The organism is Paenibacillus sp. S-38 (assembly GCF_049942825.1).
Classification (GTDB): Bacteria; Bacillota; Bacilli; order Paenibacillales; family NBRC-103111; genus Paenibacillus_G.
In genome coordinates this window covers 1,336,320-1,356,396 of sequence record NZ_CP187970.1, presented here as the reverse complement: position 1 = coordinate 1,356,396, position 20,077 = coordinate 1,336,320, and the positions used below count along the sequence as shown (strand labels likewise).

Annotated in this window: 22 protein-coding genes; 9 read left to right on the top strand and 13 right to left on the bottom strand. The window is 55.6% G+C overall.

Annotated elements, in window-relative coordinates; translation table 11 throughout:
* Window positions 1–349: 349 nt before the first annotated feature.
* Complete coding sequence (gene hemQ, locus ACP26L_RS06470; RefSeq protein WP_426451745.1) at window positions 350–1,096, top strand: hydrogen peroxide-dependent heme synthase; 747 nt, start codon at window positions 350–352, stop codon at window positions 1,094–1,096.
* Between the two features lie 75 nt (window positions 1,097–1,171).
* Here the strand turns inward: hemQ and ACP26L_RS06465 are convergent, their stop codons facing one another.
* The 3 genes from ACP26L_RS06465 to ACP26L_RS06455 all read right to left on the bottom strand — a co-directional run bounded on the left by ACP26L_RS06465 (window position 1,172) and on the right by ACP26L_RS06455 (window position 4,271).
* Entirely contained in the window at window positions 1,172–2,635 is a 1,464-nt protein-coding gene (locus ACP26L_RS06465) for a glycosyl hydrolase family 18 protein (RefSeq protein ID WP_426451744.1), read from the bottom strand.
* 169 nt (window positions 2,636–2,804) lie between these two features.
* Window positions 2,805–3,077 (bottom strand): hypothetical protein, encoded by a 273-nt coding sequence (locus tag ACP26L_RS06460; protein ID WP_426451743.1) that lies wholly within the window; start codon window positions 3,075–3,077, stop codon window positions 2,805–2,807.
* Between the two features lie 3 nt (window positions 3,078–3,080).
* Window positions 3,081–4,271, bottom strand: a complete 1,191-nt coding sequence (locus ACP26L_RS06455) for an NAD(P)/FAD-dependent oxidoreductase (protein WP_426451742.1) — start codon at window positions 4,269–4,271, stop codon at window positions 3,081–3,083.
* 424 nt (window positions 4,272–4,695) lie between these two features.
* Between ACP26L_RS06455 and ACP26L_RS06450 the strand changes: the two genes are divergently transcribed.
* Entirely contained in the window at window positions 4,696–5,682 is a 987-nt protein-coding gene (locus tag ACP26L_RS06450; protein WP_426451741.1) for an NAD(P)/FAD-dependent oxidoreductase, read from the top strand.
* Between the two features lie 108 nt (window positions 5,683–5,790).
* On the opposite strand, the gene sda is transcribed toward ACP26L_RS06450, so the two are convergent.
* Entirely contained in the window at window positions 5,791–5,946 is a 156-nt protein-coding gene (gene sda / locus ACP26L_RS06445) for a sporulation histidine kinase inhibitor Sda (protein ID WP_013917435.1), read from the bottom strand.
* A gap of 317 nt (window positions 5,947–6,263) precedes the next feature.
* On the opposite strand from sda, the gene ACP26L_RS06440 reads away from it, so the two are divergent.
* Entirely contained in the window at window positions 6,264–6,560 is a 297-nt protein-coding gene (locus ACP26L_RS06440) for a DUF4870 domain-containing protein (RefSeq protein ID WP_426451740.1), read from the top strand.
* A 232-nt stretch (window positions 6,561–6,792) separates the two neighbouring features.
* Here ACP26L_RS06440 and ACP26L_RS06435 read toward each other — a convergent pair whose 3' ends face one another.
* Both ACP26L_RS06435 and ACP26L_RS06430 read right to left on the bottom strand, forming a co-directional pair.
* The gene (locus ACP26L_RS06435) at window positions 6,793–7,152 is read right to left on the bottom strand and encodes a HesB/IscA family protein (protein ID WP_426451738.1); all 360 of its coding nucleotides are present in this window, start codon (window positions 7,150–7,152) and stop codon (window positions 6,793–6,795) included.
* Between the two features lie 126 nt (window positions 7,153–7,278).
* Window positions 7,279–7,473: an aspartyl-phosphate phosphatase Spo0E family protein gene (locus ACP26L_RS06430; RefSeq protein ID WP_426451736.1), complete on the bottom strand. Its 195-nt coding sequence runs from the start codon at window positions 7,471–7,473 to the stop codon at window positions 7,279–7,281.
* Window positions 7,474–7,916: 443 nt separating this feature from the next.
* On the opposite strand from ACP26L_RS06430, the gene mqnE reads away from it, so the two are divergent.
* Both mqnE and ACP26L_RS06420 read left to right on the top strand, forming a co-directional pair.
* Window positions 7,917–9,017 (top strand): aminofutalosine synthase MqnE, encoded by a 1,101-nt coding sequence (gene mqnE / locus ACP26L_RS06425; RefSeq protein WP_426451735.1) that lies wholly within the window; start codon window positions 7,917–7,919, stop codon window positions 9,015–9,017.
* A gap of 29 nt (window positions 9,018–9,046) precedes the next feature.
* Window positions 9,047–10,111: an NAD(P)/FAD-dependent oxidoreductase gene (locus ACP26L_RS06420; protein ID WP_426451733.1), complete on the top strand. Its 1,065-nt coding sequence runs from the start codon at window positions 9,047–9,049 to the stop codon at window positions 10,109–10,111.
* Here ACP26L_RS06420 and ACP26L_RS06415 read toward each other — a convergent pair whose 3' ends face one another.
* Window positions 10,112–10,366: a YuzB family protein gene (locus tag ACP26L_RS06415; RefSeq protein WP_426451732.1), complete on the bottom strand. Its 255-nt coding sequence runs from the start codon at window positions 10,364–10,366 to the stop codon at window positions 10,112–10,114.
* Window positions 10,367–10,446: 80 nt separating this feature from the next.
* Between ACP26L_RS06415 and ACP26L_RS06410 the strand changes: the two genes are divergently transcribed.
* Window positions 10,447–10,695 carry a NifU family protein gene (locus ACP26L_RS06410; RefSeq protein WP_013917428.1) on the top strand — a complete coding sequence of 83 codons (249 nt, stop codon included), beginning with the start codon at window positions 10,447–10,449 and terminating at the stop codon, window positions 10,693–10,695.
* Between the two features lie 83 nt (window positions 10,696–10,778).
* On the opposite strand, the gene ACP26L_RS06405 is transcribed toward ACP26L_RS06410, so the two are convergent.
* From ACP26L_RS06405 to ACP26L_RS06385, 5 genes are all read right to left on the bottom strand, one after another.
* The gene (locus ACP26L_RS06405) at window positions 10,779–11,582 is read right to left on the bottom strand and encodes an SDR family oxidoreductase (RefSeq protein ID WP_426451730.1); all 804 of its coding nucleotides are present in this window, start codon (window positions 11,580–11,582) and stop codon (window positions 10,779–10,781) included.
* A gap of 79 nt (window positions 11,583–11,661) precedes the next feature.
* The gene (locus ACP26L_RS06400; protein ID WP_426451729.1) at window positions 11,662–12,417 is read right to left on the bottom strand and encodes a Cthe_2314 family HEPN domain-containing protein; all 756 of its coding nucleotides are present in this window, start codon (window positions 12,415–12,417) and stop codon (window positions 11,662–11,664) included.
* 260 nt (window positions 12,418–12,677) lie between these two features.
* Window positions 12,678–13,652 carry a DMT family transporter gene (locus ACP26L_RS06395; RefSeq protein ID WP_426451727.1) on the bottom strand — a complete coding sequence of 325 codons (975 nt, stop codon included), beginning with the start codon at window positions 13,650–13,652 and terminating at the stop codon, window positions 12,678–12,680.
* An 85-nt stretch (window positions 13,653–13,737) separates the two neighbouring features.
* The gene (locus ACP26L_RS06390) at window positions 13,738–14,688 is read right to left on the bottom strand and encodes a COX15/CtaA family protein (protein ID WP_426451726.1); all 951 of its coding nucleotides are present in this window, start codon (window positions 14,686–14,688) and stop codon (window positions 13,738–13,740) included.
* 276 nt (window positions 14,689–14,964) lie between these two features.
* Complete coding sequence (locus ACP26L_RS06385; protein WP_426451724.1) at window positions 14,965–15,390, bottom strand: thioredoxin family protein; 426 nt, start codon at window positions 15,388–15,390, stop codon at window positions 14,965–14,967.
* Between the two features lie 71 nt (window positions 15,391–15,461).
* On the opposite strand from ACP26L_RS06385, the gene ACP26L_RS06380 reads away from it, so the two are divergent.
* Complete coding sequence (locus ACP26L_RS06380) at window positions 15,462–16,307, top strand: SPFH domain-containing protein (protein ID WP_426451722.1); 846 nt, start codon at window positions 15,462–15,464, stop codon at window positions 16,305–16,307.
* Window positions 16,308–16,319: 12 nt separating this feature from the next.
* Window positions 16,320–16,520 (top strand): hypothetical protein, encoded by a 201-nt coding sequence (locus tag ACP26L_RS06375; protein WP_426451720.1) that lies wholly within the window; start codon window positions 16,320–16,322, stop codon window positions 16,518–16,520.
* A 488-nt stretch (window positions 16,521–17,008) separates the two neighbouring features.
* On the opposite strand, the gene ACP26L_RS06370 is transcribed toward ACP26L_RS06375, so the two are convergent.
* Window positions 17,009–18,592 carry a copper amine oxidase N-terminal domain-containing protein gene (locus ACP26L_RS06370; protein WP_426451719.1) on the bottom strand — a complete coding sequence of 528 codons (1,584 nt, stop codon included), beginning with the start codon at window positions 18,590–18,592 and terminating at the stop codon, window positions 17,009–17,011.
* A 222-nt stretch (window positions 18,593–18,814) separates the two neighbouring features.
* Here ACP26L_RS06370 and ACP26L_RS06365 point away from each other — a divergent pair, with 222 nt between their 5' ends.
* On the top strand, window positions 18,815–19,984 hold the full coding sequence (locus ACP26L_RS06365) for a DUF2515 domain-containing protein (protein ID WP_426451717.1): 1,170 nt from the start codon (window positions 18,815–18,817) through the stop codon (window positions 19,982–19,984).
* Window positions 19,985–20,077: the final 93 nt, after the last annotated feature.

The window sequence follows — 20,077 nt, the reverse complement described above, 5'->3', positions numbered from 1 at the left end:
GCCTTGCCATTCCTTAAGGAATTCAGCCTGCGAACAGCGACCAGATCAGCCGGAACCAGCCGATGATCGCCGCCCACAAGGGCAGGCTCAGGAGGACTCCCCACAGAATACCCAGATGAAATGTGCTGATGGTCCGCATGCGGCAGTCCTCCTCTCTCTACTATTCCATATATCGGCCGGAAGCCGGCCAATGTTTACCCTGCAGCCTCCTATATAAGGAAGAATTCAGAGAATCTTCACCTGGGTTTATTTGCCCTTTGGGGCGCTTTTCGCTACAATGATGAGGCAAGAAGGACTGTCTGTCGGAGCAAAATAACCTATCCCCCTACATACAAAGGAGAGATCCCCCATGAGTGAAGTCGTCAATACATTGGAAGGCTGGTACTGCCTACATGACTTCCGCGCGATCGACTGGAACGCCTGGAAGAGCCTGACCGCTTCGGAGAGAGGCCGCGCGGAGGACGAGCTGTACGGACTGCTGCGCCGCTATCAGGACACGGAAGATGCCAAGCAGGGCAGCACCGCGTTCTTCTCCATCGTCGGGCAGAAGGCGGACTTCGTCTTCATGCACCTGCGTGAGACGCTGGATGAGCTGAACGAGCTGGAAACTGAGTTCAACAAAACGATCTTCGCCCAGGTGACTGTACCGACGTATTCGTATGTCTCCGTAGTCGAGCTCGGGGGTTACATGGCGAAGCCCGGCACCGATCCGATGCAGGATCCGGACATCCTGGCCCGCCTGAAGCCGACGCTGCCGAAGGCGAAGCACATCTGCTTCTATCCGATGAACAAGCGCCGCGAAGGCAATGACAACTGGTACATGCTGTCGGCCGAAGAGCGCCGCAACTTCATGCGCGGCCACGGCATGATCGGCCGTAATTATGCCGGCAAAGTGAAGCAGATCATCAGCGGCTCCATCGGCCTCGACGATTGGGAGTGGGGCGTCACGCTGTTCGCGGAGGACCCGCTGCAGTTCAAGAAGATCGTGCACGAGATGCGCTTCGACGAGACGAGCGCGCGCTTCGGCGAGTTCGGCGACTTCTATGTGGGCAACCTGCTGAATCAGGAGAAAATGGCGGCCATGCTGAAGCTGTAGTCAGAGCGGCTAGGCATCGCTGCAGAGGAATAGAAAAAGCCGGATGTCCCGCCTGGGTCATCCGGCTTTCTTCTATTATTTAATGGTATAGGTCGCAGTTGCCGAGCTGGTGGTGATCTTGGTCGAAGCGGCGGTTACCGCCTGGGCCTTATAAGTCCCCTTCAACGTTTTCTTCTGTGTGTAAATGATGAACTTTTTGACCCCGGTGGAATCGGTCGTGCCCGTATACTTCGTTACCGCGCCCGTTGGGGAGGTCACGGAGAGCGTCACGGAAGCTCCGGACACCGGCTTGCTGTACGCATCGGTAACCTTGGCCGTAACATACACGGTCTCACCCGCGGCATATGCAGACTTGCTCGGCGCGAGAGTAGTCGTGCTGGTCATTGGGCTCGCAGTCGTTGTTGTCGTTGTGCTCGTCGTCGGGCTCGTGCTTGTTGTCGTTGTGCTCGTCGTCGGGCTCGTGCTCGTTGTCGTTGTGCTCGTTGTCGTCGCACCCAAACCTGCCTGCACGGCCTTCCAGAATGACTCGTCCTCCAGACGCAGGCACCACATCGACACGCCCGCAAGGTTGTACGTACCCGCGAGACGCGTCTTCGCCTGGATGCTGTCCGCATTCTCATACCACAGCGTATGGGAAGATCCGTCAGCCGCCGTGTAGGTGGCATAAGGCGACTGCTGTACCGAATCCCATTTTGCGGAAGCTGCGTTGTTCGTCAGCAGAGCCGGCACATTCTTCCATGCCACCGCTTTGTGGCCCGTATTCGTCGTCGTATTCCAATCGTAGCCGTAAGCGGGCAGTCCCATCATGATTTTGCCGGAGGGAATCTGCGTTACCGCGTATTTCAGTACGGATTCCACCCATGGCAGTCCGGCTACCGGCCCAGGAGCCCCCCACGGACCATTCTGGTCATAGGTCATGAGCTGAATCAGATCGGCCGACTGCCCGAGGGTGTAGTAGTCGTATACACCCGACCAAGCGCTTGTCGGCATATCGCTGGTTTTGGCGATCACGGATACGATCGTCTTCAGTCCGTTGGCACGCATGGCAGAAGAGAGCTCACTGATGAATTGATTAAAATAAGGACGGTCCGAAGCCAGCATATCTTCGAAGTCTATGTTCACACCCTGGTACCCGTTTGCCTTGGCCGTGCTCAGAATCCGGTTCACCGCGTTCGCGCGGACCGCCGGGTCACTGACAATCGCATGAGCGACAGTGGAGGAGAAGGCGCCGTTCGCCTGGTTCGTGACCGCTGCGAACGATTGAATGCCCTTCGATGCGGCCAGCGTGATGGCGCTGGAAGGAGCCGTGCCGGTCACATTGCCCGTGGCATCCGCATTGAACGTCATCGTAGACATCGAGTTAAAATAGGAGCCGTAGCTGGAGACCGAGTTGTATGACTGGGTATCTCCGGAATAATAGACGTTGTAATAGCCAAGAACGACCTTGCCGGTAACCGCTTTCGCCTTGTTCGCGGGAACCGTCAGGGAGCCAAGCATCAGCATGGCAAGCGATGCGGCCAGGATGGAGTTTCTCTTCATGATGTCTTCTCCTCTAGTAGATTATGTAGCTTAATAGCACTAGAGTAAGAGAAACTTCCGAAGAAAGATACAAGCAGTTGATTCCAAAAGTGATATCAGGACCGGGGTAGGATAACACACAAAAAACCCTGCTACCGGAGTACCGGTAAAACAGGGCTTGCTTCACTTGCTATTCATCGTCTTCGGCTTCCAAGAGAGCCATTTGGCGTTCGATTTCCTTGCGCCGGAGATACTCCTCGGTATCCCGGTCCCGCTGCCGCGATTTTTCTTTGAGCCGCTCGATGGCGGGGAGAATCAGAATATCAATTTCCTTCTGGACGGTATGCACGAGATCATACCGGTCCTGCGCTTCCAGGTAGTGGCCCACGTCGATCAGCGCGTTGTAGCGGTCCAGCTCGTCGCGGGTCAGAAGCCCTCGAACTTGGACGCTGCAGTGCCGCACGTGCTAGAAGCGGCCTTTCTTCAGAACCAGCGGAATGCCCCCGATGATGTACAGGTACCGCAGGTCGACGATCTTCTTCATGACCGCCGCCGTGCCCCCCTTGATCTTCTTGGAGCCGACAATCCCGATCGCTTCGCCGCGTCCCAGGGAGGCCACTGTCCCCTTCGGCTTATACTCGAAGCTCTTCAGCTGGGACCCGCGGATCTGGGCCACCAGGTTGTGCGCACAGACATCCGCCTGCTGCATCGAGATCTGCGCCGTCGGAGGATACGGACGCCCCTCCGGGCTCATCACGATGGAGCAGTCTCCGAGCACATAAACGTTCTCATGCCCCGGCGCCCGCAGCGTTTCGTCGACCTTGATGCGCCCGCGCATCGTTTCGAAGCCCGCTTCATCCAGCATATGGTTGCCTCGGATCCCGCCGGTCCAGATGACGGTGGCGGACTTGATCTCCTCGCCCGTAGCAAGCACGACGCCTTCCGGCGTGCATTCTTTGATGGCGGTGGCAATCTTGAACGTAACGCCCTTGTTCTTCAGCACGTTCATCGCATACTCGACAAGCTCCGGATCGAAGCCCGGAAGGGCTGTTGGAGCAGCTTCCACATTGTATATTTTAACGATGGACGGATCGACGTCGAATTCCTTGCACAGCTCAGGGATGCGGTCGGCAAGCTCCCCGACGAATTCAATGCCGGTGAAGCCTGCGCCCCCGACAATGAAGGTCAGATAGTCCGTACGGGACGGCTCACGCTTGAACCTCGCGAACTGATACTCGATGTGCTCGCGAATAAACCGGACGCTGTTGATCGAGCGGATATTGAGCGCATATTCCTTCAGACCCGGGATGCCGAACGTTTCGGGCTCCCCACCCAGGCCGATGACCAGGTAATCGTACGACAGCGTCCCTTCCTCAAGGATGACCTTCTTCTCTTGAGGGCGGATCTGGACCACAGTGGATTTCACGAAGTCGATTTTGAACTCATCAATCAGCTTCAAGATATTGACACGCGCGTTCTCCGGGTTATCCGTCCCGGCCGCCGGCATGTGCAGATGGGTCGTAATATAATGGTAGTCATGTTTATTGACCAACGTTACATCCGCTTCATTGTAGTTCAGCTCTTTTTGCAAACGAATAGCCGTTACAATGCCTCCGTATCCTGCGCCCAAAATGACTATTCTAGGAATTCGACTCATGGTTCTATCCCTTCCATCACAGTAGATTTTCTCTATTTTTATAAGATCTGCTAAAACAATTTGTGAAATTTTACACAATCAGGACCAAAAAATAGGATTTTCTTTCCCTATTTTTCACTTCATTTACGCAAATTATAAGCTTGTCAAGTGCGTTTTAGAAAACAGTTTTAACCAATTCACCTGAAATAATATAATGATACGTGTGAAATAGCAAGCTTTATTTTGATTAAAAACCCGCGTAAATCGGCAATCTACCTAGAGTTACAGCCTATTTTCCATCCTGCTCCGCACAATCGAATTAAAATATATTATCACCCCCATCAATTAAATCATTCAAATGAAAAGAGGAACTCGTATTTTCATACCTGAGGAGTCCGATTATAATGTAGTGGATTAACAAGTTACGGAGGTGCATCATTTCAACATGACTAGCGAAGTGGTTGACATTATTATTGTGGGCGGCGGTCCGGCCGGGATGTTCGCGGCATTCTACGGCGGTATGCGTCAGGCCTCGGTCAAAATTCTCGAGAGCATGCCGCAACTCGGCGGCCAGCTCGCAGCCCTTTATCCGGAGAAGTACATTTACGACGTAGCGGGCTTCCCGAAGGTAACGGCGCAGGAGCTTGTCAACAATCTCCTTAATCAAATGAAGCATTTCCCTATTTCGGTTTGCCTCGAAGAGAAAGTGCTTAAGGTTGAGAAGAAAGATGAGCGCCTCTTCGAAGTGACGACGGACAAAGGAACGCACCAATCCAAGGCTGTCATCATCACCGGCGGCGTTGGTGCATTCGAGCCAAGAAGACTGGAGCTTCCGGAAGCGGCAGGCTATGAGAAGAAAAACCTCCACTACTTCGTAAGCGATCTGAATCAATTCGCGGGCCAGCACGTGCTGATCAGCGGCGGCGGCGACTCCGCGGTGGACTGGGCGCTCATGCTGGAGCCTATCGCGGCTTCCGTGAAGCTGATCCACCGCCGCGACAAGTTCCGTGCCCACGAGCACAGCGTGGAGAACCTGATGAACTCCAAGGTGCAGGTCATTACCCCGACCGAGATCACGAAGCTCGAAGGCGAGGACCGCATCGAGAAGGTTACCCTGAAGGACGTGAAGAGCGGAGAAGAAACCCTTCACGACGTGGATGCCGTGATCGTGAACTTCGGCTTCGTCTCTTCTCTCGGCCCGATCGCCGAGTGGGGCCTGAACATCGACAACGGTTCGATCGTCGTCGACTCCCGCATGGAAACGAACATTCCGGGCATCTTCGCAGCCGGTGATATCACGACCTACCCGGGCAAGCTGAAACTGATCGCAGTCGGCTTCGGCGAAGCACCGACGGCTATCAACAACGCTAAGGTTTATATTGACCCAACCGCCAAGCTGTCCCCAGGTCACAGTTCCAACATGAAGATGTAGCCTGTTTTACCGGCGCCTCCTTCTTTTCGAAGGAGGCGCTTTTTAGTTTTCATCTCACACCGTCTTCCGGCTTCGTCTGCTTCTCCCCCGAAAAAAAGAACCCAGGCATCAGCTCACCTGGGCGTCTCCATCTTTATAGTAGTCTAACTTGATCTCTCTGCGTTGAATTTCCTCAAGGAGCAGCTCTACAAATTCATCTTCCAGCTTCAGGCTGATGGCTTTGAAATACGAATCCACCAAAATCTCATTGCTAATCAATTTCATGGGAAGAATCACCTTATTCCTTAAAGTACCATCATATTATCATGCACCCAAAATTAGAACAAGCGTTCCTCTTATCCACAATTTACTGTGTACAACATGTGTATAGCCTGTTAATAACTGGTTAATACCAAGTAGAGCCCGGGGGGTAATGTGGACAAGGTTATACACAGGCTTGTAAGCCCTTCAATTGATAAAAAACAATAATCATATTTATTCGGGCGAAAAGAATATCTTTGGGCCCCATGCTCTGCAACGTACTCTGCGTGCCCCCGTATTACTAAGCATCCATCCGCGTCCTAAAAGAAAGGAGTTTTCTTATGGATACAAGGAAGATTACCGCAGCCCTCTGCTACTTCAGCATCTTCTTTGCCGGATTCCTGGTCCCGGCCGTCGTATATTTTCTTTCCAATGATTACGAAGTACGGCATCATGCCAAGAAAGCCTTGATCTCGCACATCCTGCCCTTCCTCTCTCTGTTCATCCTGATCATCCTGTGGCTCGCAGCACCTACCTTCACCGGCTTCTTCCTCTTCGGAATACTTGTCGCTTTACTCTATGGAGTGGTGATCATCTACAATGTCGTCAAAGGCATTGGCGTACTGCTCGAGCGATGACTCAGCCGCAGCAGACACTCAACTGGGAGAACCGTCCGATTGGGCGGCTCTCTATTTTTTTGGGATCACCATCTTTACAAATGAGGGTGTTTCCATTATGCTCAAAGAGTAAGTGATTTATTTCACATCCAATTGTGAAAATATTCACCAGCAGCAAAACAAAAAGAGCTTTCCGCTCATTCCCCTAATTCGAGGGAACGAAGGGAAAGCCCGTAATCTTCATGACATCATGTTACTCGTCGCATTTCTCCGGTGTTCCTTCATATCCGGCCGGCTTGAAGGATGAACCGCAGCCGCACGAGGCCACGGCGTTCGGGTTATTGATGGTGAAGCCGCCGCCCATACCGGATTCCTGGTAGTCGATCTCCACACCGTAGAGGTACTTGGAGCTCTCGCCGTCAACGACGACCTTGAGGCCGTGGATGTCGTACACTTTATCTTCATCGTGCTGGTTATCGTCGAAGCCCATGCCATAGGAGAAGCCGCTGCAGCCGCCCTCCTTGACACCAACGCGCAGGAACAGGTCAGGCGCTTCCTCCGCAGCCAGCATGAGTTTGATTTTATCCGCAGCCGATTCGCTGATTGTGATCATGAACGTTCTACCTCCTTAGGGTATATCAAGCCGTCAGACCTTAGAAGGTCCGCTGATATTGTAGAATAAGCGGATCGAGTATATCCCATCCGTTACTTCAGATTATACTCCTTCCCTCCGTACGGCTCAAGAGGGGGTGTTCTTGTGATGACGGACCGTTTCGTAATATTTGAGGAGCAGTTCATCCAACTGCCGACTGCACTCCTGCACTTCCGGATGCATGAGACCGAAACGGATGCCGAGCGTGACGAGCCGCTCCCTGAGCTTCTCGATCTCAAGGGAAATGCTTGACTGCAGATCGAAGGAACCCGGGACCAGCAATACCGCACCGCCTTATGTATGATGAACACCTGCAGGCAGCAGGAGCATCTTCTGATTTGCTAAAAAGTAAGTATACTAGAAACACTCCCTATTGAGAATAGGAAGCATTCCGTTTTATTGAAATTTCAGCCATACATGCCGATGTCGATTGGTTTTTACTGTATCACGGTACCGCGGGAAGCCGAAGCGATTGTCGATTCCTGTATTGCCCCTTACAAGTGGTAGGTTTATAATAGGAATATTGTGTTTTGAAAAGTACCCTCATACCGGGCCTGATTCCATCCGTCATTTCATCAGAATCACCGGTTGGCCTTCCTGCACAAATACAGGCGGCCTCACGGGATACACTATACCCAATCGTACTTTTCCTGCAGTTTCATTTCGCGTTCCCAGCAGCATATCCTTCAGGAACGCTTATACAGTTAACGGAGGTGGGTTTGATTATGAGCACCATCATCAGCGGCCAAGATAGACGCATGGCTGAAATCGCCGAGAAAGTGGAGCACGGCGAGCGTCTCACCCTGGAAGACGGGGTATTTTTGTATGAGTCGGACGACCTGCCGACCATTGGCCAATTAGCGAATCGGGTCAACCTGCGCAAGAACGGCAAGAAGGTGTACTTTGTGGACAATATGAGCCTTTATTTTACCAATGTCTGCGAAGAGCACTGTGCGTTCTGCCATTTCCGCCGGGATGAAGGGCAACCGGGGGCTTATACCCTGTCTCCGGAGGAGATGTTCGAATACATTGATAAGCATTACCATCCGGGCCTTCAAGAGTTTCATATCACGGGCGGACACAACGCCAACGTTCCGTTCAAGTACTATGTGGAGAACATCCGCGCTCTCAAGAAGCGGTATCCGAACATCACCATAAAAGCTCATACCGCTGCCGAAATTGAGTTTTTTTCCCGGCTGAGCGGGGTAAGTTATAAAGAGGTCCTGCAGCAGCTTATGGATGCCGGGCTTGATACGATGCCGGGCGGCGGGGCGGAGATTCTCTCCGACCGGTACCGCAAGAAGATGCATCTGGTCGACAAAGCATCCACCGACCAGTGGCTCGAAATCCAGCGCACGGCGCACCTGCTTGGGATGAAGACGCATGCAACGATGCTGTTCGGATCGATTGAGACGCTGCAGGAGCGCATACAGCACATGATCTACCTTCGTGAGCTGCAGGACGAGACCGGCGGCTTCATGGTATTCATTCCGAATGCAGTCCAGCCGGCCAGTGGTGCGGGACTGAAGCGTTTCGTATCGGCCACCGACAACCTGAAGACGATCGCCATCTCGCGTCTGATGCTGGACAACATCCAGCACATCAAAGCTTACTTCATTAATCTCGGGACTCAGCTGACGCAGATCGCCTTGAACTTCGGGGCTTCCGATGCGCATGGCACCATCATTCAAGAACGTATTTCCCACGCGGCGGGAGCCCTGTCTCCGGAAGGCCTGACACGGGATGAGCTCGTCTTCCTGATCAAGGGAGCCGGACGGACCCCGGTGGAGAGGGACACCTTCTATAACGAGATTAAGGTTTATTAATACGTAATACAGAAAGGGTTTGCCGTGCTATGAAAAAACTTGTGATTTTGGGCGGAGGCTACGGCGGTCTGACCGTAGCTCAAGAACTGCTGGATGGGGACCTGCCGGCAGATACGGTGATGATTCTCGTCGACCGTATGCCGTATCAGGGGCTCAAGACGGAATATTACGCGCTTGCCGCGGGAACTGTGTCCGACAAGGACATCCGGGTATCGTTCCCGGTGGATCCGAGATTGATCCTGAAGTATGGGGAAGTCTCTTCCGTGGACCCGGAGAACAAGCTGGTGCGTTTTGATAACGATGAGCCGCTCTCTTACGATTGGCTGGTAATCGCCCTCGGCTGTGTGGACAAATACCATAACATCCCGGGTGCCGAAGAATACTCTCACAGCATCCAATCCCTGTCATCCACGCGCAAGACGTACCAATGCGCCAACGATATCGCTCCCTACGGCCAGGTTTCCATTGTCGGCGGGGGACTCAGCGGGGTCGAGATGGCGGCGGAGCTGCGCGAGAGCCGTCCGGACCTCAATATCCGGATTATCGACCGCGGAGCGAGCGTGCTCTCCCCATTCCCCGATAAGCTGCAGCGCTTTGTCCGGGAGTGGATGACGGAGCACGACATCGAGATGCGCACCCACGTCTCGCTGGCCAGACTGGAGAGCGGGCTGCTGTACAACCAGCAGGAGATTATTCATACGGACATGACGATCTGGACGGCCGGCATACAGCCAAGCCCGATCGTCCAGCAGCTGGATCTGCCCAAAGACAATCAAGGACGGCTTACCATTAACGAGTATCACCAGCTTCCGGATTACACCAACGTGTATGTCGTCGGCGACTGTGCGTCGCTTCCCTTCTCTCCGAGCGGCCAAGCCGCCGAAGCGCAGGGGAAGCAGGTCGCGGAAGTGCTTCAGGCCTTATGGAAAAACGAAACTCCCCGGCTCGGCAAAATCAAGCTCAAGGGAGTTCTCGGTTCACTCGGCAAAAAATCGGGTTTTGGCCTGATGGGCAAACGCACCGTCATGACGGGCAAAATGCCGCGGGCCCTCAAAAGCGGTGTCCTCTGGATGTCCAAATTCCACCTCGGCTGATCAGCCGCCCAAGAGATCGAGCATATCCTCGATCTCTTTGATTTTTTGGGCTATCAGGATTTCCAGTCCTTCCGCATCCGGTGCGGCCACGATCTCTCCGTTCACCAAAGCGAAGGGAGCCAGGTAGCACTCGCCGCAGTTGCCCAGGCATCCGTATTCGATCACATCATACTCGGGGTTCTCTTCGAGCTTCTTCATAAGCTTCTCGGTCCCGTGATGCATATTGTTCGTGCAAAATTCAATAATGGGTCTCATATCCCTGCTCGCCTGCCTCTGAGCCATTTTAATTTAAGACGGTTTGTAATATAATATAAGAAAGAAGGGAGATGATGCAAATGAGCGAGAATACACAGCAAAGCACTACGTATGACGAGGTGCTTGAAGTTCTAGATAAACTGCGACCGTTTCTTCAGCGTGACGGCGGCGACGTTGAGCTTGTAGACGTCGAAGACGGAATCGTGAAGCTCCGTCTGGTTGGTGCCTGCGGCAGCTGCCCAAGCTCGACCATCACATTGAAGGCCGGGATCGAGCGTGCCCTGCTCGAGGAAGTCGAAGGCATTCAAGAGGTTATGCAGGTATTCTAATCCCGAGGGCCTGATCACCGTCAAGCCCGCCTCGTTCCAACCAAAGATAGCCCTGTGCCCGCCGTTCCTGCGGCGGCGCAGGGCTATTTGCTTGGACCCGGCGGGCCGGACGGGCGGGGGATCATCGCACGGATGGGATCCAGACCACCCGAGACATCCATAATATTGCCGGTGAGAAAGTCGGACCGGTCCTCGCACAAGAAAGCAATGACCCGCGCGATATCCTCTCCCGTGCCCGGGCGTCCCCTCGGCGACTCGTCATCGAGGATATGTTCGACCTCGTGAATCATCCGTTCCTTATTATCCCCCCGGATATCCCCAGGACAGATCATATTGACCGTAATCCCGCTGGCCGCTTCTTCCACGGCGAGTGTCTTCGTGAAGGATACGAGTCCGACCTTCGCCGCGGCGTAGACCGCCCGGTGAGGCCAGCCGCGCGCTTCGGACGCATGGCCGAAGCCGAAGTGGATAATCCGCCCCCACTGCCTGCTTCTCATCATGGGAATGACAAGATGATCCAGATGCATCACACCGAGCAGATTGCCCTGCATCAGCTCCGTAATCTCATCGGTTCCGTATTCGCGGAACAGCCTGCGTTCCCGGACGAACGGTCCGGCATTGTTGATCAGCACGTCGATGCTTCCGAACCGGTCTGCCGCTTCCCGCACCAGCCGCTCGCGGTCTTCCGGCCGTGCGACACTGCCCTGTACGACATGGCAGGCAGCCCCTTTGGCCTGAATCAGCCCGTAGAGCTCCTCCGCTTCCCGCTCACTGTGCACATAGTTGATGACGAGATTAAACCCCTGCCCGGCCAGCTGAAGTGCGGTCATTTTCCCGAGCCCCTTGGCGCTTCCGGTTATGAGGGCCGTTCTTCTATCGTGTACCATGACTCCTACCTCCGGGATATGCGCATGGCTCATGTTGCCCATGCCTCATCCCAAAGTATAGTGGATGCCCGGAAGGGATTCAACTGTCCCTCCCCTTCCCGCGCGCCTTCTCTCTGGCCTTCTGCTCCTCCGCCGCCGGAGGATGGACGAGATAATGGAAGGCGGTCGCTACGGTCTTGAAAGCCATCAGGCAGGCCTCTTCAAGGTCCTTCATATTCCCCTGGATATCCTCCGTCCCGATGCGGGTCCGCTCTCCGTATTTGGCCTGCTCCGCTTGAAGCAGATCGTCGAGCAGGTCCGCATTGATCGTATGAATCTCCGTGTTCCGCTGCTCTCGCAGCCGGGTAAGCGGTTCCTTATGCTTGGTCTTGAGCTCATAGAGCATCTGTTCGAGATCGGGATAGAGGCCGTTCTGATGCATGTTCCGCAGTACGGTAAAATAGGAAAACCGGGTCTTGACCCGCTCCGTCTTCAGTTCGAAGCGCTCGTTCAAGAAGTATCCCAGCTTGTCGAGGATCGCGAACAGGCGGATAATCGCATTCTTGTAAAAATAGATATGGCGGTGATAGTTGGCATGCTCCTCCGCCGGCATCTGGTCGATGTAAGCACTGCTTACACTGCGTCCGTACTGGGCGGCGGCATATTGGCTCTGCTCTAGCTCATCCAGCGCACGCAGGAAGCTCTGGCACCAGATGATGAATTTGCGCTCCTGGGGGGACTGCTTGGGGGACGGAATCGTCGCCAGCCTCTCCAGGTATTCCCGGATGGCCTGGTTGGCCTCCATAAGCTCTCCCGTCTCCTGACGGGGCGGTTCTCCGAATAGGGCTCTCAGCATAAGTTAGGTCTCCGTAATCTGGTAGTGTAGGAAGATGTCAAGGTAGTATACCCGAAAATGGGAGGGGTGAAAACACCCCGGTGCTGCCGACGAAGCTCCGCTCGCCCCGATTCCGTATGCTGAGCGGCTTATTCCTTCCTATGTTAGGCGTTATTTGGGAGAAAGGGCGGCGCGGTGCTGGTGTCTGATGCGTTCATGCGTCCAGACCCGTGCCGTGCTGCATGAATGCAGAGTAAGCCCACGGCAGGCCTCTTCAGGCGCTACGCCTGCTTCTCCGCACCGCTTACAGGCGGTGCAGCGGAAGCCTTAAGCAGCTGCATCCGGTCCCGCTGGACCAGGTACATGGCGAAGAGGACGCCGGCCCCGCCCACATACTGGTTCCAGCCGAGCTCCTCGCCGAGCAGGACATAGCCTGCGGCCGCCGCTGTAACCGGCAGCAGGTAACCGTAGACCGAAGCCTTGAACGGCCCTAGACGGGCCAGGCTCCAGTTATGGATGGAGAAGCCGATCAGGGTCGCGAACAGCGCGGTGTAGGACAAGGACAGCCAGGCAAGATCCGAGCGGGACAGAAGATAGGCCATATCCGCGTTCAGGAAGAGGAACGGCAGCAGGGCGACTGCGCCCGCCGTCATCTCCAGCGATACAAGCAGTGCCAGCGGATAGCGGCCGACCAGCCGGTTCATGCCGATCAGGTACAAGGCGCCGAGGAAGCTGCGGAGCAGCAGAAGCAGATCCCCACGAAGCGTCTCCGGCCCTAGGTGGAACCCGTTCGGTCCACCGGCGACGATCAGAATCACGCTTCCGAGCGCCAACGGAATGCCGATCATGACCGTTGGCGTCAGCCGAAGATCTTTGAGCAGCAGCGCGATACAGGCGGTGATGACCGGCATGAAGCCGCGGCCGAGGACCGCGCCGTTGGCGGAATTGGAATACTGCAGCGCATACTGCAGGACAACCTCCATACCTACGGCGGAAACCACGCCGAGCAGGGCTACAAGGGCCAGATCCCGCGGTGTGATCTGCAGCTTGAGACGCCCCCGGTGCTTCCGGAAATACCACCAGGTATATCCCCATAGAAACGGAAGGATAGAGGCATAGCGCAGAGCACCGAATACGAGCGGATCCCACTGCTGTCCTCCGAATTTCATCGAGCAAATATTAATCCCCCACAGCACATAGACGATAACGAAGCCCAGGTGCGGTAGCAGCCGGGAAGCCCGGATGCTCTCCTGCATATGATAACTCCTCCTTAGAACGAAACCCCGGCGTACTCCGGATCATTGTTGTCATTGTATCCTAGTCCCAAGCAAAAAAGAAGGCTTACGGCAGCCGGGAAGCCGCGTAAGCCTTCGCAGAGGATCGTTCCGCCGTTTGCACGGAAGCAATCCCAAGATAACAAAGAACACCGAACAGGAACGATACCAGCATCGCATGAAGCAAACTTGCGAGCAGATAGATGTCGTAGCCGATCGCCAGCGTCACGAACCCGCCGCTGAGAATCTGCAAAGTTACAAGGATCAGGGAGTACAGCGCGGCTTGATACACTGCGCTGTCCCGCGACGCCTGAGCCCGGATGAAGAGAAACAGCGTGAGAATCGAGAGACCCAGCAGGGCTGCCGCCACGCGGTGAATGAACACAATCGCCGTCCCGCCCGCCATCTCGGGGATGACCTGCCCGTTGCACAGCGGCCAGCCGATACAGCCGCCAACCGCCTCCGTATGCCGGACGAAAGCGCCCAAGTAGACTACAACATAGGAGTAGATCAGGACTCCCCACACCGCCCATCTGACGCCGGAGGTAAGTCTGGTTCCGTCCCCCTTGTTCATCGCTCCGCCGAACCGGGTGTATACCAGGTACAGAAGAAGCGTAAAGGCAAAGGAAAGCAGCGAAAACCCGAAATGCAGCGCCAGCACAGCCGAGGATTGAGGCCATACAACCGCCATGGCGCCCAGGATCGCCTGGAGCACCGTGAACAGCATCGCTCCCCCGACGTACCACTTGGCATCCTTGCGCTTGCTGTAGAGGAACACCATAATCGTTGTGGCCAAAAGGATCAGACCGACCACGCCCACAACGAAGCGGTGACTGTATTCTATGAAGGATTCAATCGTATATGCCGGCACGAACTTGCCGTTGCACAGCGGCCAATCGTCACCGCAGCCGCGTCCCGATTCCGTCTTGGTCACGAGTGCGCCCATCACCAGGATCAGGAACATTCCGGCCATGGAAGCGAAGGATAAATGTTTGAGCCACTTCTGTATATTCATCATGTGTTTTTACCTCACCCGCTCCGCTTCAATAATCATTGCATGTGTCCTTGGAAACACGTTCTGCCGCATGAAAGTCGACAACAACTGACAAGCCTGAAGACTCCTCTACATTATAGCGATAAACAGAATGGGAATCCATGCGCAATTGTTACAAAGCCTTGAAAGAAGGATTTGGCGGGGGGGAGAGTTCATAGAACCGAAACAGATTGCCGGTTTGAGCAGCCGCGAAAGCCCGCCGGAATCAGGTTCCGGCGGGCTTTCGCGGCATACGGACTTTTATTGGGAGAGCGCTTCGGATACCTGGACGGCGCGGTTCAGGAATTCCTCGATCTCCTCCCGGGTCTTGCGCAGCTTGCTCACGAACCGGATCAATTCCTTGCCTTCGCGGAAGGCGATGAAGCTCGGAATACCGAGAATATTCAGCTCCGAGCAGAGATCCGGAAGATCGTCGCGGTCAATATGGATGAACGTGAGCTGATCGGCATAAGCCTCTTCCAGCTGGGGCATGAACGGGTCGATGAAGTGGCAGTCTTTGCACCATGTGGTCTTGAATACCGCTACGGTCAGCTTGGAGGCGCCGACCCTCTCCCTGAATGCCTCTTCGGTACGGATTTGTTCCATGACGGGCACCACCTTTTTTAAGTTTGCCTTAGGGTAGCATTCCCTGCAGCCCCTGTCAATAATAGTACGGACTTCCGGCATACTTTGGTTTACAGTTATTTCTAAAAGTGATATCATATCAGTATCAACTCAAGATGAAGGAGCGATACCGTATGAAAGAAAGAAACGCTTGGGCCGTCAGCGGATTTATCGGAATTCTTGTCATTGTGCTGCTTTATGCCGCCGGGCTCGGCTTGCTGGCCACAGAGACCCTCCCTGTTCTGGGCGTCCTGCTCCTTGCCGCATCCGTACCGATTCTGGCCGGCTTCGCCATCGTGCAGCCCAACCAGGCGCTTGTCGTGACCTTCTTCGGCAGCTACACGGGCACCCTGCGCGAGAGCGGCTTCTGGATGACGGTGCCCTTCTCCGTCCGGAAGAAAGTATCGCTGCGAGTACGCAACTTTAACAGCACCCGGCTGAAGGTGAACGACATCGAAGGCAATCCGATCGAGATCGCCGCGGTCGTCGTCTTCCGTGTCGTGGATTCGGCCAAAGCCTCCTTCGATGTCGACCAATACGAGCAGTTCGTCGAGATTCAGAGCGAGACGGCGCTCCGCCACGTAGCCGGCAAGTATCCTTACGATGCCTTCGACGACAGCGGGTACTCTCTGCGTGGGAACTCCGATGAGGTCGCCATGGAGCTCAGCCGCGAGCTGCAGGAGCGGCTCTCCGTCGCCGGCGTGGAAGTGCTCGAGGCGCGGCTGACCCACCTCGCTTACTCGACCGAGATCGCCAGCGCCATGCTGCAGCGCCAGCAGGCCTCCGCCATCATTGCCGCACGGACCAAAATCGTCGAGGGCGCCGTAGGCATGGTGCAGATGGCGATTGCCCAGCTCCAGCAGGAAGGCATCATTGAGCTCGATGAAGAGCGCAAGGCCGCCATGATCAATAACCTCCTGGTCGCCATCGTGTCGGACCGCTCCGCGAATCCTGTCATCAATACGGGCAGTCTGTACTGACGGGCTCCGCCTATGGCACCCAAGAAAAACTTCCCCCTCCGTCTGGATCCCAAGCTCTATGAGGTGCTGGAGCGCTGGGCTCAGGATGAATTCCGCAGCGTAAACGGGCATATCGAGTTCTTGCTGCGGGAGGCCGCCATCCGCGCCGGCCGCGTTCCTTCCGCGCGGCCGGGCGTGAAGAAAGAAGAGCAGGAGCCGGACGGAACACCGTAAGACCTGCTCCATGCCTACAGCAGCAGCCCCTTGGATCCCGCGGAGCGGATCTTCAGGGGCTGTTTTGGGTGCGCTGCGGCTTCAGGGGAGCCGCAGCGCCGGGGCTGCACGATGTGAGCCCTGGTGTCGTCACCGGGCCAACGTCAATCCTGCACCGGAGGCAGGCTGGCCCCAGAAGCAGCCGCCCGTCCCCGGAGAGGGGTCGCCGCGGCTTGCACGCACTCTGGACCCCGCTGTGAAGAGGCAGCTCCGCTCCCGGCGCTTCCCCACAAGGGCAGCTGCCGGGAAAGCGGATGCCTTCGTGCAGAACCTCCCTCCAGCGGGCATCTCCGCTGTTGAGAATCCACGCCGATGAAGTACAACAGCCCCGCGTTCCGTACCCTGATGGGTATGAAACGCGGGGCTGTTCGTATCCTCTTATTAAGCCGTCAGCGGGCCGGGGAACGATTCAGCTTGGAACCTTCTCCGCTCTGCTGCTGCCTGATGCACTACTCGCGTGTGATGACAACGGTTTGGGTATCCTGCTCCCAAGCCACATTCGCTCCCATGCCTTCGGAGACGACACGCACCGGAACGTAAGTCGCGCTGTTCACGAGCTGCGCCGGCTTCTCGAGCGTCAGCGTCTTCCCGCTGACGGCAGCTTCCGTACTGCCGATCGTGAGCTCAATGATCGATCCGCTGAGAGGGTCGGTAATCGTCACTTTCTTCGTTTCGCCGTTCCACTTCACGTCCGCATCCAGCTGCTCGGTAACGAAGCGGACCGGAACCATCACCGTTCCGTTATCATTGTACGGCTGCGTACCGTATACTTCCCCTGCCGGAGCAGCGGCCAGACGGATGTTTTTGCGCGTCACGTGCAGGTCATCCTTCAAGAGCTTGTAGAGCGCCGAATTCGGCTCCAGCGATGAGAGCAGCTTCCCGGCCGTAATGCGGCTGGACGGCTCCCATTCATTCACGCCTTTGGAGACGTCGACTTTGGATACGGTCACCGGCTTGTTCACATTCCAATTCTCGGAGGTGCTTGTCACTTTAACCCCCTGGATCGGGCTGCCGCTGTCCTCAGGCAGGGTCAGGTTCCATTCGAAGGCCGACTTGCGCGGCAGGTAGTCCTTGTCTACCCACAGGTCAAGCTTGATCCAGTGCTTGTCGCTGAGCAGCGGCTTCACCACTTCTCCTCCGCCTTCCGTCAGGGAAGCCACGCTCTGGTCATACTGGGCAAGCGCCTGCTGGAGGCTGGTCTTGATGTAGTTATGAAGGAACTCCACCGCCAGGGTTTTGTTGTTCAGATAAGGAGCGATCGCCGCATTATTGCCTGCTTCCCCCTGCTCTTCCATTACCGCTTTTACGAACGGAGCATAGAGATCATACAGCGTGCTGATGAAATCCTTCAGGCCGGCATCGTCCGCCAGCACATTCGTCAGGAAGCCCTTGACGAGCGCAGCCAGCTCGGTGCCGTACACTTCGGCATGGACCTTCGTCAGGGACAAGCTCTCCCCGTAGACCGTTTCGGTTACTTGACCCGCCGTGATCTTGCTCGGGTTCGGGAAGTTGTTCACGAAGAAGCCTCCCAGCTGCGGTACCTTCTCCACGGCGTTCTTCGCGAGATCTTCGATCTCCTGCTGCAGCTTCTCCGACAGCTCAACGCCGCCTGCCGCTCCCTGCGGGAACGCCGCCGGGTTATTTTTGAACACGATCGGCTTCTTGGCTCCTTCGATCCACAGTATGTAGTCCATCTCGGAGATTTCAAGGTGGAATGGAATTTTGCCCTTAGAGTATTCCAGGTTCCCTTTGATGGAAGCATGCAGCGCGTCTTGGGTCTTCGCTTCGGTAATGTCAAACTTCAGTTTGCTGAGCAGCTCGAACGCTTTCTTCTCTTCCGGTGTTTGGGTGGACGACGCGGAAGGCGTGAGCTCCAGAGCCAGCGTCGAACGGCCTTCGCCCGACTTCACGGCGAACGAACTGTTAATCACCTTATTGACATCGACATTCGAAACAGGCTGGCAGCCTGCAAGGACAAGCAGTGCACCGGCCATGACGGCACTGAACTTCATGCTCCAATTTTTCCTTTTCATATAAACCTCCTGGAATCATAAGAATAAAAAGTAATGCATTTCTTTCATACCATTTAGTACGCAAATAAATCCAAAACGTTGCACTTCTGGAACAAAAAAGTATACAAACTGTATCCAAAGAAAGCTGTAGGGGTGAAGCGATTGACTTCCGGCAACCACCGTTGGAGTGGAAAAGACCTGCTGAAGAAGCTTGCGGAGTGGCCCGGAGAGGCCGTTGTGTGGATGAAAGCCAAGCTGCAAACTGAAGATTACGAGAAAAAAGTGCTGCACACCTCCCGCCCGCTGGAAGTCACCGGTTCCTCGGCAGATGCGCTGCGGAGACGGCTTCATCTTCTGTCTTCGGCAAGTGAAGCCCCCCTGAGGCTGGCGGAGAAGACGCTGCTGGAGCGGATCCGCAGGGAGTCGGGCCGGCAGAACCGCAATAACGTCACGCGCACGGAAGCCTACCGGCGTACGTATGCCCGTCGCCCCGAGCTGCATTGGGCGCTGCTTGCCCATATGGTGTCCCGGAACGGAGGATGGTGCATGACGGATCTGCAGGGGGAGCTGCTTCCCTACCTGCTCAGCGAAGAACAGCGCCGCAGCGTATTTGCGTTCCTCGAGCGAGCCAACGCCCTGATCTTCGGCGACGCCTATCCCCAGCTGCTGCTTTACGAGGAGAGCCTGCGGCAGCAGCGTCCGCTGTTCCACCTGCTGCCACACCTCGGCGTGTCCCTTTTCATGCGCGGGGTCTGGGAACAGTTCTGGCAGGAGCGCAGCTCCCCTGTACTGACGATCGGCTTGATCGTGAACGAACAGCATTTCATTGAAGAACGGGTTGTCCGCAACCCCCTTTACCGTCGTACCGTATTGGACACACTATTCTTTCATACCCAATCCATCCTCCAGCTGAATCAGGTGGTCTTTCCCTACCATGATGGGCGTCTGATCCGCCTCGGCGGCTTGACGCTGGAGGACTTCAGCAGCAAGAAGGAACGCATCGAAGTCGGCAAAAAGCTGTACGGCCTCCTCTTCGGCCTGCCCTCGGTGAATCAGGGCATCCTGCGCTTCGCCTCCGGTACGGCACATACCGGTTCGCGCACCGATTTCTGGCCTCACTTGTTCTCCGCCCGCAGGCTGAGTCCCCCGGTTCCGCGGGGCGAGCTTAAGGAACGCCTGGACGGCTGCCGGCTGCGCCCCGGGGCGCTTCCCCTGTACAGTCCAAGGCTGGAGGAAGCATGGGAAGACCAGCCGCTGACCCCTCCGGAGCCCGGTGACTGGTTCCGGAAGCCGGATGTGCTGGATTACTTCCGCACGATTGCCCCTCCTTCTTCATTCGAGATGACCCAGGCCTATGGAGCGGGACTCGGAAGAATCGAGCTGGCGGTACTCGCCGGAGATTTGTTTGAATGATCCGCTAGTTTATTGGGATTATCAGATCATTTATTGGAATGAGCTGCGGATTGGGGCAGTTGTAGGCTGGAAGAAAGGCCCCTTTATAAAAGT